11 protein-coding genes and 1 pseudogene are annotated in these 15,423 nt (G+C 70.6%); 5 read left to right on the top strand and 7 right to left on the bottom strand.

The features are described from left to right. Both ABT300_RS21015 and ABT300_RS21010 read right to left on the bottom strand, forming a co-directional pair. Positions 1-1,483, bottom strand: a 1,483-nt coding sequence (locus ABT300_RS21015) for a phosphotransferase (RefSeq protein WP_351677817.1), incomplete at its 3' end; no start/stop codon positions are given. 65 nt (positions 1,484-1,548) lie between these two features. Beyond that, positions 1,549-1,992, bottom strand: coding sequence for an Lrp/AsnC family transcriptional regulator (locus ABT300_RS21010; protein ID WP_351677814.1), 444 nt, complete (start codon positions 1,990-1,992; stop codon positions 1,549-1,551). A gap of 452 nt (positions 1,993-2,444) precedes the next feature. On the opposite strand from ABT300_RS21010, the gene ABT300_RS21005 reads away from it, so the two are divergent. Next, positions 2,445-4,499, top strand: a complete 2,055-nt coding sequence (locus ABT300_RS21005) for an alpha-L-fucosidase (protein WP_351677811.1) — start codon at positions 2,445-2,447, stop codon at positions 4,497-4,499. Positions 4,500-4,652: 153 nt separating this feature from the next. Here ABT300_RS21005 and ABT300_RS21000 read toward each other — a convergent pair whose 3' ends face one another. From ABT300_RS21000 to ABT300_RS20980, 5 genes are all read right to left on the bottom strand, one after another. After that, the gene (locus ABT300_RS21000; protein ID WP_351677808.1) at positions 4,653-5,867 is read right to left on the bottom strand and encodes an MFS transporter; all 1,215 of its coding nucleotides are present in this window, start codon (positions 5,865-5,867) and stop codon (positions 4,653-4,655) included. Positions 5,868-6,338: 471 nt separating this feature from the next. Next, entirely contained in the window at positions 6,339-6,575 is a 237-nt protein-coding gene (locus ABT300_RS20995; RefSeq protein WP_351677805.1) for a DUF5302 domain-containing protein, read from the bottom strand. A gap of 72 nt (positions 6,576-6,647) precedes the next feature. Beyond that, on the bottom strand, positions 6,648-7,586 hold the full coding sequence (locus ABT300_RS20990; protein ID WP_351677802.1) for a YhjD/YihY/BrkB family envelope integrity protein: 939 nt from the start codon (positions 7,584-7,586) through the stop codon (positions 6,648-6,650). 166 nt (positions 7,587-7,752) lie between these two features. Continuing rightward, the gene (locus ABT300_RS20985) at positions 7,753-8,226 is read right to left on the bottom strand and encodes a hypothetical protein (RefSeq protein WP_351677799.1); all 474 of its coding nucleotides are present in this window, start codon (positions 8,224-8,226) and stop codon (positions 7,753-7,755) included. A gap of 179 nt (positions 8,227-8,405) precedes the next feature. Continuing rightward, entirely contained in the window at positions 8,406-9,539 is a 1,134-nt protein-coding gene (locus tag ABT300_RS20980; RefSeq protein WP_351677796.1) for a sugar ABC transporter substrate-binding protein, read from the bottom strand. A 439-nt stretch (positions 9,540-9,978) separates the two neighbouring features. Here ABT300_RS20980 and ABT300_RS20975 point away from each other — a divergent pair. The 4 genes and pseudogenes from ABT300_RS20975 to ABT300_RS20960 all read left to right on the top strand — a co-directional run. Then, positions 9,979-10,320: pseudogene (locus ABT300_RS20975) on the top strand (DUF1330 domain-containing protein); the annotation flags it as partial. A 418-nt stretch (positions 10,321-10,738) separates the two neighbouring features. After that, the gene (gene xynC / locus ABT300_RS20970) at positions 10,739-12,049 is read left to right on the top strand and encodes a glucuronoarabinoxylan endo-1,4-beta-xylanase XynC (RefSeq protein WP_351677793.1); all 1,311 of its coding nucleotides are present in this window, start codon (positions 10,739-10,741) and stop codon (positions 12,047-12,049) included. Positions 12,050-12,142: 93 nt separating this feature from the next. Beyond that, positions 12,143-13,285: a S8 family peptidase gene (locus ABT300_RS20965; protein ID WP_351677790.1), complete on the top strand. Its 1,143-nt coding sequence runs from the start codon at positions 12,143-12,145 to the stop codon at positions 13,283-13,285. A 93-nt stretch (positions 13,286-13,378) separates the two neighbouring features. Beyond that, on the top strand, positions 13,379-15,331 hold the full coding sequence (locus ABT300_RS20960) for an SMI1/KNR4 family protein (RefSeq protein ID WP_351677788.1): 1,953 nt from the start codon (positions 13,379-13,381) through the stop codon (positions 15,329-15,331). Positions 15,332-15,423: the final 92 nt, after the last annotated feature.

Here is a 15,423-nt window from a genome sequence, read left to right as displayed (position 1 = left end):
CGACGCGGCCCGGCGCCGCGGCGAGGACCTCTCCCGCGGCGGGGGCCTGCGCCACCACGGCCTGTCCGAGCCACAGCTCGATCCCGGTGGGCACCGTGGCGGGGGACTCCGCCGACAGGGCCGGGGCCCGGGTGAGCCGTGCCTGCGCATGCCGCGTGGCCACCACGCGGGCTCCGTCCTCGAGCGCGGCGAGCGCGGACCGGTGCTCGGCGTCCGCGGCGAGCCACGCCCCGCGGTCCATGGAGTCCGCGCCGGTGGACAGGTCGAGGAAGCCGATGTCGGCGGCGGTCACGCCCCGCAGCAGACCGTGCACGGCCGCCTCGGTCCCCGCCGGTGCGTCGGCTCGGGGCGGGGCATCGGCTCGGGACGCGGCAACGGTTCGGGTCGGCGCATGGGGGCGGGACGGGGCGTCGGCCGCACCGATCGCGTCCCTGACGAGGCCGGTCATCACCTGATGGGGCAGCCGGGTGGCCCGTTCGAAGATGAGCCACTCGTGGTCGAGAGCGGCCGAGGCGTAGGCGTTCTCCTCGTCCACGGCGGCCTGGTGATGGCCGCTGGCCACCAGGACGGCGGCGCGCAGCACCACGAGGGGCCACAGCACCTCCGCCTCCTGCACGGAGAGCGGCCGCGCCGCGTGGAAGGCCCGGACGGCGGGCAGCACGTGGTGCGGTTCGACGCCGTCGTGGTGGAGCATCGAGGACAGCGACACGGCCAGTTCGCCCACCGCCCAACTCGTCGTCAGATCACCGAAGTCGATGATGCCGTCGGGCATCGGCGGGTGTCCGACGAGGGAACGGATCAGATTGTCGTCCGTGAGGTCCAGGTGCACGGCCTGCGACGGCAGCGCGGCGGCGTGGCTCTCCACCGCGGCCCAGGCTTCGACGGTCGCGGTGCGGACGGCGTCGCGCCGGTCCGGGTCGTCGATGTGCCCGGCGAGCTCGGCGACGACACGGGACGCGTGCCGCACGTCCCACTGGAGCACCCGCTCGAGGCCGGGATGCCGGAAGTCCCGCAGGGCGCCGCTGACCTTCGCCACGACGGCGCCCATGCCGGCCACCGTGACCGGGGAGAGGTGACGGGAACCGGTGAGCGGTCCGCCGGGCAGAAAGCGAAGCAGCCGGGCGACGGCCGGTCGCCCCCCGATGTCGACCGTGGTGCGGCGCGGAGAGCCGTCGGTGTGGCGCACCACGGTCGCCACGCGCAGTTCCGGGTGCGCCGCGGCGATCAGATCGGCGGCCGTGTCCTGGGCGTCGATCTCCACCGGGCCGAAGGCGGGGTTGGCGATCTTCAGGATCAGCGGTGCTGTCCCGTCGTCCGCGCGGAGCAGGAAGTTGGCGTCCTGCTGACTCCCCAGGGGCGTGGCACGAGCGGAGACGCCGAGGTGGCGGGCGGCGATGCGCTCGGCCTGGGCGCAGGTCACCTGCGGTACCGGAAGGGAGCCGTGGGCGAAGAAGTCGACGGGGCGGTGTGCGTCGTGCGGCATGCGGGGTTCCTCGGCTGACTGGACGGACCCGGGGTCCGAGGCGCGGCTGTCGGGCGCTGCGGGTGTCACTGGTCGACGTCCCACAGGAAGCGGTGGGTGTGGATGCCGAAGTAGGGGAAGCTCTCCACGGACGTGATGCCGTCGACCGCCCGGACGACGTCGTTGACGAAGTCCAGGAGAGTGCGGGGGCTGCTGCACACGACCTCGGTGAACAGGTCGTAGCGGCCGGAGGTCAGGACCGTGTAGACGACCTCGTCGTGCTGGGACAGCTCGTCGGCCACCGCGCGGGAGTCGCCCCCGATGCGCAGGCCCAGCAGCGCCATCGTCTGCCGGTTCATGGTCATCGGATCGGTCACCCCGACGACCTGAACGACCTTGCTGTCGATCAGCCGCTGCAACCGCAGCCTCGCGGCCGAGGGCGACAACCCGACCTTGGGTCCCAGGTCGGCGTACGGGATACGGCCGTCGACCTGGAGCTCCCGCAGGATGGCCCGGTCGATGTCATCCATCGAGCACTTCTCCTCCGACCGAAACAACTGACCGTGCATGTGATTCCGCCACCATGCCGGTCCTCGACGCTCGAATCAAGCGTTCGGATGAAGGAATCGAGCATTCAACGGTGGCGGAGGTCGCCAAGGCGCCTGTCGGCGCGGGGTCCGTCGCGCGGTCGCGTTTTTCCGCTGTGGACGCCTCTTCCGCCTCGCCGAAGCGACTTACCCGCAATAGATCCGATGTATCTACCTCTTTCACCCACCTGCACCTCGCCCCCGTGAAGGTGAATGCCCCCAAAGTGGGCCGGATTTGCGCCATCCCGTCGCCAGTTCCGCCCGCATCTAGACGTGACCGCCGCCGAGCCTCTATAAATCCATCCGATGTCTCCTGTCCGGGGCGGCGGAAGGACCGTGGCCCCGGTCGGCAGTCCGCTCCCGCACGCCCTGCCCCCGACACACGGAGCCGCACCATGTCGTCAGCTCGCCTCAGCAGACGTTCTCTGATGAAGGCCGTCGCCCTCGCCGGAGGCATCGCGGCCTTCGGTCTGCCGCAGGGCCTCTGGCCCACCGCGGCCCAGGCGTACACCGTCCCCTCGAAGATGGACTGGTGGTACCAGGCCAGGTTCGGAATGTTCATCCACTTCGGGTCCTACTCCCAGCTCGGCCAGGGCGAGTGGGCGTTCGACAGTCAGCAGTGGAGCAAGGCGAACTACCAGACCCAGGTCACCCAGAACTTCGACCCGACGCAGTTCAATGCCGACGCCATCGCCGAGCTGGCCGAGAACGCCGGCATGAAGTACCTGGTGATCACCGCCAAGCACCACGAGGGCTTCGCGATGTGGGACTCCGACGTCGCCGGCTTCACCGACACCACGGGCGCCAAGCGGTACAACCTGCACGACTACCACGGCGTGCAGAGCGACCCGCTGATGGACCTCAAGACGGCGTGCGAGAGCCGTGGCATCAAGTTCTGCCTGTACTACTCGATCCTCGACTGGAACCACCCTTCGCAGACCGACCGTCACGAGGGCGGTCTCACCACGATGTCCTCGCAGGCCGCCCGCACCGCCTACCTCGCCGACCTCAAGGCACACCTTCAGGAACTGCTGGATCGCTACGACCCGGCGCTGCTGTGGTTCGACGGCGACTGGTTCGACGAGCCGTCCAGCCCCACGCTCGAGGACTGGTGGCTGGCGTCGGACGGCGTCGACCTCTACAACTGGCTGATCGCCCGCAAGCCCGGCCTCATCGTCAACGAACGGGTGAAGCGGGACCACGGCCTCGGCGACTACGCCGTCGCGGAGTTCGGGATACCCGCCGCACCGATGAGCCGGCCGTGGGAGCGGTGCGCCACCATGAACGGCGCCTGGGGTTACAACGCGTCGAGTGAGAACTCGTACCGATCCGTCAAGGACGTCGTCCAGGAGCTGGTCACGGTCGTCTCCCGGGACGGCAACCTCCTGTTGAACATCGGCCCCAAGGGCGACGGCTCGGTCACCGCGGGAACGCAGACCGTGCTGAACGGCCTGGCCTCGTGGATGTCGACGTACGGCGACAGCATCCACGGCACCAGCGGCAGCCCGTCGACCACCGAGCCCGCGTGGGGGAAGGTCACCAAGAAGAACGGCAAGCTCTTCGCCCATGTGTTCACCTGGCCCACGGACGGCAAGCTCCAGATCCCCGCGATCGACAACACCATCAACCGCGTCTACCTGATGAACAACCCCTCGGTCTCACTGCCGTACACCCTCTCCGACCAGATCAGCGTCACCGTGCCGGCCACCGCGCCGGACGCGAGGGTCTCCGTGGTGTGCGTCGAGGTCCAGGGCATGCCCGTGAGCCTCTCCGCGCCGGCGGTGTTCCAGCACGTCGACTACCAGGGCACTCGCGCCGACCTGCCGCTCGGCAGCTACACGTCCTCCCAGCTGACCGCCGCCGGCCTCGGGCCCGCCATGGCCTCCTCCCTCCGGGTGCCCGCCGGATTCCAGGTGACGGGCTACTCCGGCGACAACTTCACGGGCACCGCCTGGACGTTCACGTCGGACGCCCCCGATCTGCGCGTGACCGGCAACAACGACGCCATCGCCTCCCTGAAGGTGACGTTCGCCCCCGCCGCGTACCTCCGCCTGACCAATGTCACGAACGGCCTGGTCCTGGACAGCGGCGGCAATGTCGCCGCCGGCTCCAACCTGAAGCAGTGGGAGGCGGTGAACTCCACCAATCTGCAGTGGCAGGCCGTCGAACTCGGCAACGGGTACTACAGACTCGTCAACCGCACCAACGGCATGGTCGCCGACGGCTGGGGCTCCACCGCCAACGGTGACCCCGCCCGGCAGAAAGCCTGGGACGGCGGTGTCACCCAGCAGTGGCAGATCACCCACCGCGGCCAGGGCCAGTACTCGATCGCCAACCGCAGCACGGGCCTGGTCCTCGACGGCGGCGGAAAGGTCGCCTCCGGGTCCGTGACCAAACAGTGGACATGGCAGCAGAGCACCAACCTGCTGTGGACGATCAAGCCGGTCTGACCGGTTCCCCTGGTTCCTCGGCCTGTCGACCGCCCGTCGGTTGACAGGCCGACGCCGGAAAGCGGCACGGAGTCAGTCGAAAAGAGGCCGAAGGGGGAGAGTCGGCTGACGCCCTCGTGGTGAGGTGGGCGCCGGCCGGCGGCGCGGTCGTCCTCAGACCGTCGGGACGTGTCCGGCCTCGGTCTTGGCTTCGGCGCCCGACGACGCGATCAGTTCCGAGACCCCGGCCCCGCGGTCCATGAGGCCGCCGAGGACCGCGAGCCCGAGTCCCACGGCCGCGAGAGCGGCGCCGACCAGAGCGGGCGAAGCCCAGCCCCAGCCGGCCGAGATGACCAGACCGCCGAGCCAGGCGCCCCCCGCGTTGGCGAGGTTGAAGGCGGAGTGGTTGGAGGCCGCCGCCATCGTCGGGGCGTTCTTCGCCTTGGCCATGAGCAGCATCTGCAGGGGCGTGGTGACGAGGGCTCCCATCGCGCCCATGACGACGAGCGTGATCAGCGCGGGAACGGCGCTGTGCACCGTGAGGTAGAACGTCACGAGCGTCGCGCCGAGCAGCGCGAACCCTCCGTACAACGTCGGGCGCAGCGCGCGGTCCGTCAGCGGGCCCGCGACCAGCGTGCCCAGCGTCATACCGAGGCCGTACAGCGCGAGAACCCAGGTCGTCGAGGCGTCGGTGAAGCCCGTCAGGTGGGTCAGCATCGGCACCAGGTAGCTGTAGACGGCGAAGAAGCCGCCGAATCCCACGACCGCGGTGACCAGACCGAGAACGACCTGCCGGTTTCCCATCGCCCGCAGCTCGTGCCGGATGCCGGCCTGGTGGCCGCGCGGCTGGTGGGGGACGAAGGCGGCCAGCGCGGCGAGGGCGACGAGACCGATGACGGCGACCGCGCAGTAGGCGTATCGCCAGCCCAGCTGCTGGCCGAGCGCCGTGCCGGCCGGCACCCCGACGATGTTCGCGACGGTGAGCCCGAGGAACATCCTGGAGACCGCCCGTCCGGCCCGGTCGGGGGCGACCAGGCGGGAGGCCACGACAGCGCCCACGCCGAACAGCGCTCCGTGCGGCAGACCCGCCAGGAATCGAGCGGCGAACAGCAGGCCGAAGTCGGGAGCCAGGGCGGACGCCACATTGCCGACCACGAACAGCCCGGACAGCAGGAGCAGGAGGCGCATGTGGGAGACGCGCGCGCCGAGGCCCGTCAGCACCGGGGCGCCGACGACGACGCCGAGCGCGTAGGCCGAGACGATGTTGCCGGCCTGCGGCACGGACACGCCGATTCCGTCGGCGATCTGGGGCAGCAGCCCCATCGTGGCGAATTCGGTCGTGCCGATGCCGAACGCGACGAGGGCAAGAGCGAGCAGAGCCAGGGGCATGGAACGGGGACACCTTTCACCGCAGCGGGTCCGGAGACGACGGAGCAGACGCACGCCACAGCCGTGCTGCGGTCGTGGCCGTCCAGGGCCGGCCGCCATCGCCCGGCTCCCCCGCACAGAGGGGGCTCCAACGAGTGCAGCGACGACAGGAGGGAATGCATTCCAAGATCGGCCCATCCGGGGGTATGGCACCTGTCACACCCCGGCATGGCGCAGCCGTCACCGCGTCTTCCCGGTCTCAGAAACGGGCGTCGGGTCTCGCTCTGCGCGTCGAACACACGGCCGCACGCTGTGACCTACGACACAATCGTGGATCCCAAGGTGTACATTACTCGATCGCGAGCATGCGCGTCACAAGCTCGGATCAAGGCCCTCCCCCCGGCCACCGAGCTCCGTCGTCCCCACGCCCACCCCCCAGGGCGGTGGGGACGACGCACTCCAAGGCGCCGCCTCAGCGATGGCGCCCGGAACTCAGCCGCTCTTGCGACGGAACGAGCGCTGGCTTGCGGCCGGACCGTGTGCGCCGTGCACCTTGGACGTGTCGGTGTTCGCGGCGACGTCGGCGGCGTCCGCCTGCATCCCGCGTTTGCGCGCCAGGGCTTCTCGGAACTTGCGCTTCAAGTCGTCCTGGCCGCCGTCGGGCGTGAGGGCGGCCTGGTCGCTGTCGACCGGCTCCGTGCTCTCGGGCGATGAAGACTCTCCAGCCATGGTGACCTCCTGGGACCGGGCAGTGGAAAGGACAGCTTGTCATGCAAGCCCTCCCGGTCATGGCGGCCCCGCTCAACGACCCGTCGAGCCGCGCCTTCTGCGGCGCCGGACGGCGTCCCCGCGTGCCGTGCGCCAGCGTGAACGCGCCTGTTCCAGCACCTCCTCCCACTGCCTGCGGACCTCGTGCTCGGAGGGGCGCAGGCCCTGGCGCAGACGCGCCAGCTCCTCGCTGATCTCGCGCCCCAGCACGGCCGAGACCACGATGACGAGCATGGCGGCGAACAGGGCCGAGAGCATGGCGAAGACGGCGCCGACCACTCCGTAGCGGTCCGCGTAGGAATTGAACAGACGCGGCAGATAGAGGGGAGCTGCCCACGAGTACAGGCTGATCAGCACCGCCCCGGTGATCCCGAACGGGATCAGCTCGACGCCCGGGACCCGTTTCGCCGACAGCAGCCGGCCGCTCCACACCAGGAACACCGCGCTCACCGCCGCCTCGCACACGGCCGCCGGCAGGCCCCCTGCCCATCCGCCGAGCACAGCGGAGAGCCATCCGCTGACCAGGGCATAGCCGCCGAGGGACAGGATCCACCACAGGCCGTTGCGGGAGTTGCGCACGCTGAGCGGCGAGAGCCCCCAGGTCTGCTCCACCAGCCGCTGCGCCGCGCGCGCGAAACTCAGCACGGAAAGAATCAGAAACAGCACCCCGAGCACGCCGGTGCCGGTGTCCGCCTCCTGCGCGGGCGAGAACAGATACGTCACGGCCTCCGCCCCGGCCCCGTCCAGGTCGTATCGGCTGATGATCCGCTCCGCCGCGTCGACCTGGACCATGCCGCCCACCACGACCCCGGCCAGCACCGTGAGCGGGATCAGCGCGGTGAACGCGCTCGACGCCAGCGCCATCGAACGGTCGAACCCGATGACCGCCTGGAACCGGCCGATCACGCGCAAGGCGAAAGCGGGTCGGATGTAGAAGGTCAGCGTCCTCACGAGACGCTCACGACGGAGCACCGCCCTGCGCCCTCCTTCCCCGACAGCCCCCTCACACAGCGTGAGCGTATCCGCCGGCGCCCCCTGGCCCGGGAACGCCGCACGGACCACGCCCCGACCGGCCCACGGCGGCGCCGCTCAGGGGAGAACGGCTCCGGGGACGGCGGAGAAGGAGCCGATCACGGGATCAGCCGGGGCGGCCGGGGGAAGCCACGGCGGACGACCGCAGGTGTGAGCACACGCCCGTCGCACCCGCCCTGGGGATGCGCAGCCGGTGCACGAGGTCACGTATGAGACGGGTGTCGAGTGTGGTGCGCCATGTCAGTCCCGGGTACCTGGCGCGCAGATGCGACAGCGCCCTCGTGCCCAGTCCACAGGTACGGAACGGCTCGTCGAGCACGACCTCGGTGATCACCCCGTCCGCGCACTCGCCGCACACCCGGTACGTCACCTGGCCGACCACCTTGCGAACGTGCACGAGCAGCAGGCACTCCTCGTCCGGCCCGCGAGGAGAGACGGCGGGCATCAGCCGGACATCGCGATAGGCCAGAATTCTGCGGCGCCACCGGCCTTCCCGCCTGCCGGGGCGCCGATGCCTCCCCCCGACGCGCTGCGCCGAGGACTGCGCCTCGTGCACGCGACTGCCCTGCGGGCCGCTCATGGCGTACGTTCCATGTCCTTGCATGCCGAGGCGGGTGCCCCACATCAGCGATCCCATGACATCGGCTGCGCCGGCTCCGCACCGCACTCGGACCGTGTGCCCGACGGCCGGGAGGCGAACTGCCCTCGTGCGATGCGGCGGCGTGCAGCGCGGCCGTCTCAAGGGACGTGCCGTGGAGGCTACTTCAGACCGATGGCGGCACAGTCCGCCCTGAACTCGGCGGTGCAGATCTCCTTGACGGTGTAGACGCCGTCCCGGACGACCGTGTCCTCGATGTCGTCCTTCGTGACGGCGACCACCGGCACCAGGCTCGCCGGAATGCCCTTCTGGGTCGGGCTGTCGACCTTGTCGCGGGTAAGGGCGTCGAACTCGAGCGAGCGCCCCTGCACCTTGGCCACCGCCATCTTCGCGGCCTGCTCCGCCTCCAGCAGGAACGGCTTGTAGACGGTCATGTACTGCTCGCCCGAGATGATCCGTTGCACGGCGGCCAGGTCCGCGTCCTGCCCGGTCACCGGCGGGAGCTTGGTGGCGCCCGCCTCCTTCATCGCGTCGATGACGGCTCCCGCCATGCCGTCGTTCGCCGAATAGACGGCGGCGATGCCGTTCAGCCCGACGGCTCGGATCGCCTTCTTCATGTTGGCCTTCGCCACGCCGGGCAGCCAGCGCGAGGTGGAGTAGGTCTCGGCGATGACGACGTTGCCCTTGAGCTCGTTGAGCGCCCCCTCCTTGAACAGGGCGGTGTTGGGGTCCTCCGGCGAGCCGTTCATCATGATGATCTTGCTGGTGGCCGCCTTGTCGCCGAGAGCCTCCCGCAGCGAGCGGCCCTGCACCTCGCCGACGAGTTCGTTGTCGTGCGAGACGTAGGCGTCGATCGGTCCCTGGGCGAGCCGGTCGTAGGCGATGACGGGGATGCCGGCCTCCTTGGCCTTCTCCACGCCGCCCTTGATGCTCTGGGCGTCCACCGCGTCCACCAGGATCACGTCCACCTTGGCGGTGATCATGTCCTTGAGCTGCTTCAGCTGCACCTTCGCGTCCGCCCCGGCGTTGGCGTACTTCACCGTGCCCTTGCCGTCGGTGAAGCCGGCGACGTCCTTCTTGATGAGGGGGTAGTCGAACTTCTCGAAGCGGCTGGTCTCGGTGTCGGGCAGGAGCAGGCCGACCGTGATGTCGTCGTTCCTGGACGGGGTCTTCGCGTCGTCGCCGACGGAGTCGACGAGACCGCAGGCGGCCAGGGAGAGCGGAGAGACGCAGGCGACGACGGCTATGGCAAGGCGACGTGCGGGAGCGGAGGTGCGGGTGGTGCGGGTGGTCACGGCGTGCGCCTTCCGGGGCGATGGGGGGGCGGGGAGCGGTCCCCGTGCGGACGCCGCGCCGGCCAGGCCCGGAGGGGCGCACCGGTGTCGCGGGGCGGCCGGCGCATTCCGGAACTGCGGCGACGGTGCGGGCACTCTAACGGTCCGGGGAAAGGTCGAGGCGGCGTTGCGGGCGCTCGACCACGACCATGAACGCGACCTTCACCAACTGGTCACCGGACCCGAACACCGTCGCCTGCATCCCCACATGACCGGACGTCGAACAGACGTCGACCGAACGTCGACCGGACGTCGCGACTGGTGGACGCCGTGGGTCGGATGCGTCGCCGCGGCCCCGGTCGGCGCACCTACCTGAGAGGTCATCGACCACGGGACGTCGTGGTGTCAGGCTCGTGGCACGAGGACGAGCACGACGAGCCGACGAGCCCGGAGGACCCACATGTCTGCCTACGCGATCGCGCACCTGCAAGAGGCCTCTCCCCACCAGGAGATCGCCGAGTACATCGAGCGCATCACGGCCACCTTCGCCCCGTACGGGGGCCGTTTCCTGGTGCACGGCGCCCAGCACGAGGTGGTGGAGGGCAGCTGGCCCGGACACGTCGTGGTGATCGGCTTCCCCTCGTTCGACCAGGCGCGGTCATGGTGGGGCTCGGACGCCTACCAGGAGATCGCCCCGCTGCGTTCGCGACACATCAAGGGCGACATCGTCCTCGTGCCGGGCGTCGCCGACGGCTACGACGCGGCCGCCACCGCTCGGGCGATACGGGAGACGCTGACCGCGCGTCGGGCCGCACAGCCCGCCTACGTCGAGCACCGGGACGCGACGACGGCGGCCGTGCAGCACTCGACGTCAGCCTGACGGCGATTCTCTCCCGGCCGCGCGGCGACGGCTCCCTGAGGCTTGACGATGCAAGAGGGTGCACCTACGGTCCTCTACACCGCTGCACGATCGATCGACCTTCCGAAACATTCGCCGGGGGAGCGCTCCCACGCCTGTCCGTGATCCGCTTCCGTCTGTGGGTCGGCGGGTCGTATTGAGGCCCATCACGTGCTCCCTCTCCGTCGGCCCTTGATCGACTGAAGGCCTCGAAATCTTCGACAGCGCGTCACCCCGTGTCACCGCAGCGCACCGAGGTCGAGCAACGTCACCGCAACGGCCGGCGAAAACGCACACATCAGCGCCGAGTCCAGGAGGAACCATGGCGTCACAGCACCGCGCATCCGACAGCAGCGGGCCGAAATCGCCCAGCCGCCGCGCCGTTCTGGCGACGATGAGCGCCCTGCCCGTCCTCGTCGGCGCGACGCCGGCTGCCGGGGCGACGCGCACGCCGTCCGCGGCAGCGACGGCGGTGACCGTCGACCCGTCGGCGACGCGGCAGACGATCCGCGGATTCGGCGGCATGAACCACTCACTGTGGATCGGCGACCTGACAGCCGCCCAGAGGGACACGGCGTTCGGCGCCGGCGAAGGTCAGCTCGGTTTCTCCGTGCTGAGAATCCCCGTGGCCGAGGACCGGGCGAACTGGAGCCGCGAGGTCGCAACGGCCAAGCGCGCCGCCGAACTCGGGGCGACCGTGTTCGCGTCGCCGTGGAATCCCCCGGCGAACATGGTGGAGACGTTCGTCCGAGGCCAGCAGACCAACGCGAAGCGGCTCCGCTACTCCATGTACGGGGCCTACGCGCAACACCTCAACGACTTCGTGGCGTACATGAAGAGCAACGGAGTGAATTTATACGCCATTTCCGTGCAGAACGAGCCCGACTACGCCCAGGAGTGGACGTGGTGGACTCCGGGCGAGATGACCAGGTTCCTGCGGGAGAACGCCGGGTCCATCAGCACCCGGGTCATCGCCCCGGAGTCCTTCCAGTACGTGAAGAGCTTCTCCGACCCGATCCTCAACGACGCCGCGGCACTCGCCAACCTGGACATCCTGGGGGCACACCTCTACGGCACCTCGTTCGCGAACTTCCCCTACCCCCTCTTCAAGCAGAAGGGCGGGGGCAAGGACCTCTGGATGACCGAGGTGTACTACCCCAACAGCAGCGACTCGGGCGATCTGTGGCCCCAGGCCCTCAATGTCGCGGAGCACATCCACCGTGCGATGGTGGACGCCGAGTTCCAGGCCTACGTGTGGTGGTACATCCGGCGCGGCTACGGGCCCATGCGGGAGGACGGGCGGATGAGCAAGCGCGGCGCCGGCATGGCGCACTTCGCCAAGTTCGTCCGCCCGGGGCACATACGGATCGCCGTGACCCCCGATCCGCAGCCGAACATCCACACCTCCGCGTACAAGGGCAGCGGCAACCGTGTGGTCATCGTCGCCGTCAACAAGGGTGCCTCGCAGGTGAGTCAGCAGTTCACCCTGCGGAACAACGGCTCGTCCGGCGTCTCGTCCTGGTTGACCGACGCGGGCAGGAACCTCGCGTCCCAGAGCAGGATCGCCGTGGCCAACGGCGCCTTCACCGTCCAGCTCCCCGCTCAGAGCGTGACGACCCTGGTCACCGGGTAGCGCAGCCGGACCAGCGCCTCCGCCGGGAACCGCGCGTCGCCCGTGGTCGTCTTCTGCGCCGACTGTGTGCAGGGCTGAAATCTGGGGGACGCTGTGGCACGGAACATGAAGAAGGCCGGTCTCGTCGCGGTGGTCGTGGCGACGATGCTCGGGGCCTCGGCCTGCGGCGGCAAGGCGGACTCGACGTCCGGGAGCGGCGGAGCGCATCCCGCCCAGGGCAAGGGGCGGTCCGCGGCGCCCTCCGGGGACGGGACGCGGTCGGGGGACGAGGCGCGGTCCGGTGCGACGCCGGGGTCCCCCGCCACGGTGCAGCCGCTGTCCGCGAACGCGCAGGGCTCGGCATCGTCCCTCACCCGGCACGTGCCGTGGAACCTGGACATCCTGGACCAGCGGTCCCGGCCGCTGAACGGGAAGCTCACCACCACGGCCACGGGCAAGGGCGTCCATGTGTACGTGATCGACACCGGAATGGACGTCACCCACAAGGAGTTCGGCGGACGCGCCCGCCTCGGCGCGGACTTCGTGGGCCCGAAGGACTCCGGTGACTGCTTCGGCGAGGACGGAGTCGGCCACGGCACGTTCGTCGCGGGCGTCATCGGCGGGGCGAAGTACGGGGTGGCGCCCAAGGCGGACCTCGTGCGGGTCCAGGGCATCGTGTGCGAGAGCGAGGGCGGCGGCAGCTCCCCCGCGGCGGCCGAGGCAGCGCTGGTGAAGTCGGTCAAGTGGGTCACCGCGCACGCGCAGAAGCCCGCCGTGGTGAACATGTCGCTCAACCTCGACCACCGGTCGGCGGCCCTGGAGACCGCGGTGAAGAAGATGGTCGACGCGGGCATCCCGACGGTGGTGTCGGCCGGCAACTACCACGACGACGCCTGCAAGCACTCCCCCGCCGGCGTCCCCGGCACGATCGTCGTCGCGGCCTCCACCCCGAGCGACCGCCCCTGGAACGACAGCGGTTCCTACGGGTCGGGCTACGGACGGTGCGTGGACCTGTACGCACCCGGGCAGAAGGTGACCGCCGCTCTCGCCGGCGGCGGCACGGCGACGGAGGACGGCGGCGCGACGTCCTGGGCCGCCCCCCATGCGACCGGTGTGATCGCCCTGTATCTCTCGGCGCACCCGCACGCCACGGCACAGCAGGTCCACGTCTGGCTCGACCGGACGGCCACCCGTGGCGTCCTGCACGGAGTCCGCGCCGACACTCCCAACCGGCTCCTCGACACAGGCGGCGTCTGACCGCCCTTCCCCGGCCCGCCCGCCTGCCCGGATGCCAGTCTGCCTGTCCGCCTGCATGCCTTCGTTGTCAGTGCCGGGTGGCACCATCGGGGCATGAGCGGTGACTCTTTCAACTGGCACGACTTCCTCGGACGTTGGCAGGAGGAGTGGATCCCGGACGAGGCCGTCGAGGACTGCGACGAGGACGGCGGGCGCGGCGGCCCCTTGGGCGGGCCGGGGGCGGACGAGGCGGCGATCGTCGCGGCCGAGGAGCGGCTGGGGCGGCGGCTGCCGCCGTCGTACCGGGCCTTCCTGTCCGTCAGCGACGGATGGCGCGTGGACCAGACGGCCGGCGTGTACGTGCTCGGCGGCATCGCGGACATCGGCTGGTTCCAGGATCCGCACGGCTTGACCCCGCTGTACCAGGAGGCGCTGGGCGACGACCCCCGTGCGGACGACGTCCTGCTGGCCGGGATGTGGCAGCGGGCGCTGCGCCTGGAGACCGACTCGGACATGTCCAGCGCCCTGCTCGACCCGGGTGACGTCGATCAGGACGGCGAGTGGGCGCTCTACGTGTACAAGGGGTGGAGCGGAGAGCTGCCCGAGCGCTACCCGTCGTTCCGCGCGTACATGGAGGCCATGTACCGAGGCTTCCACGGCAGCCGGGCGGGCAGGGCCGACTTCGTGAACACGACCACGCGCACCCAGGACGCCCGGGTGGAGGAGGCCCGCCTGTCGGCCCTGCGCGGACGCCACGAGGAGGCCCTGCGCCTCCTCGAGGAGGCGTTCTCCTTCGGACGGCCGCACAGCCGCCATCTGCTCCAGCAGCTTCAGCATCTGACGGCGCCGGGCAGTGCCCCGGACTACGGCCTCCTCTCGGCCGACCCGCGATACCTCCCGGAGATCCTGCCGGTGGAGGCCATGACGCCGGCGCGCGGCGAGTGGCGGCTGGGCGGGGACGACCACTGGCTCGCGATGACGGCCGCGCGCGGAGTGGACCGCAAGACCGCCGAGACCGTGCTGAGCTCCCTGCGGGAGGGTGTCCACCGTTACACGCCGCCCGGTCGGTGGGGCCGGGCCGTCGCCGAGGCTCGGGAGGAGGCCCGTTGGGGCGCGACCGACGCGGCGTGGCGCACGCTGCGGGCCGCGCTCCCACAGTGGGAGGCGCCGGGGCCGGAGCTGATCGCCCCGATCGGGCTCCTCGCCGATCCGTTGCTCGGCCCCCTGATCACGCCTGCACGGGGACGGGACATCCTCGCCACACCGCGGGCGGGGCAGGCAGACCACGTCCGCGAGTCGGCGCCCGACCCGACGCCCGATCTCGACCCGCCGGGCCTCGCGTGGCTGACGGGGCCCGCGCTCAACGGGCAGCCGTTCGACGGATACCGCTGTGTCTGGGTCGAAGGCGCCGACCCTGCCGCGCTGCCCTCCCTGATAGGGCAGGAGGGCACCGGTCTGAGCGCGCCCACCACCGCGCGCGAGTTGATCTGGCGGGCCTTCAGGCCCGGCGAGCAGGACGGCGTGGCACGTGCGGGACACGGGGAGGACCGTGCCGTGGTCGCCGTCGGGCGCACCGCGCAGGAGTGGGCTTTCGCCTTCGACGGACACTCCGGCCGCCGCTTGAACAACCGGTTCACGTCGCCCGCTGCGGCCGCCTCCGTGTCGGGCCGGGCGGTCGTGGTGTGGCGCGAGCCGAAGGTCTCCTCCCCGAGGCATCATGCCGCGTTCCATCTCTCGGTCGCGGAGCGGGGCCGGGAGCTCTACGCGTTCACCGTGCGCGGCACGGAGGTCCAGCGCTCCGGCGAGATACCCGAGTGCTTGGACCCCGACGTGCTGTTCCGTCCGGAGGCCGGTGAACTCGACGACGAATCGCGCATGCTGGAGGCCCTGCACCTCGAACTCGGTCTGTCACTGCCCCGCTTCGCGCTGACACAGGGCAGACTTCACACCTTCACCACCTGGTCCTGGACCCGCGCGCCGCAAGCCGGCGAGCGACACGCCTCCCTCAGCTTCGTGCGGCACCCCCACCCGCCCCCGCACCCGCACCCGCACCCCCACCAGCCCTGAGCCCGGACCGGCGGGGGCGGGCACGCGCAGGGCCGACGAGCGCGGGCACGCACGGCAGATGTCGGCCAATACCTCGCATACGGGCCGCTGTC

The sequence above is a fragment of the Streptomyces sp. NPDC001027 genome (genome assembly GCF_040299045.1).
In the GTDB taxonomy this organism is placed as follows: domain Bacteria; phylum Actinomycetota; class Actinomycetes; order Streptomycetales; family Streptomycetaceae; genus Streptomyces.
The sequence above is the reverse complement of the archived record's forward strand: the minus strand, read 5'-3'. Positions and strand labels throughout refer to the sequence as shown.

What these genes read in the sequence shown, in the direction of transcription:
- ABT300_RS21010 (WP_351677814.1), bottom strand. Translation starts at nt 1,992, where the DNA reads ATGGATGACATCGACCGGGCCATCCTGCGGGAGCTCCAGGTCGACGGC.
- ABT300_RS21005 (WP_351677811.1), top strand. Translation starts at nt 2,445, where the DNA reads ATGTCGTCAGCTCGCCTCAGCAGACGTTCTCTGATGAAGGCCGTCGCC.
- ABT300_RS21000 (WP_351677808.1), bottom strand. Translation starts at nt 5,867, where the DNA reads ATGCCCCTGGCTCTGCTCGCTCTTGCCCTCGTCGCGTTCGGCATCGGC.
- ABT300_RS20995 (WP_351677805.1), bottom strand. Translation starts at nt 6,575, where the DNA reads ATGGCTGGAGAGTCTTCATCGCCCGAGAGCACGGAGCCGGTCGACAGC.
- ABT300_RS20985 (WP_351677799.1), bottom strand. Translation starts at nt 8,226, where the DNA reads ATGAGCGGCCCGCAGGGCAGTCGCGTGCACGAGGCGCAGTCCTCGGCG.
- xynC (WP_351677793.1), top strand. Translation starts at nt 10,739, where the DNA reads ATGGCGTCACAGCACCGCGCATCCGACAGCAGCGGGCCGAAATCGCCC.
- ABT300_RS20960 (WP_351677788.1), top strand. Translation starts at nt 13,379, where the DNA reads ATGAGCGGTGACTCTTTCAACTGGCACGACTTCCTCGGACGTTGGCAG.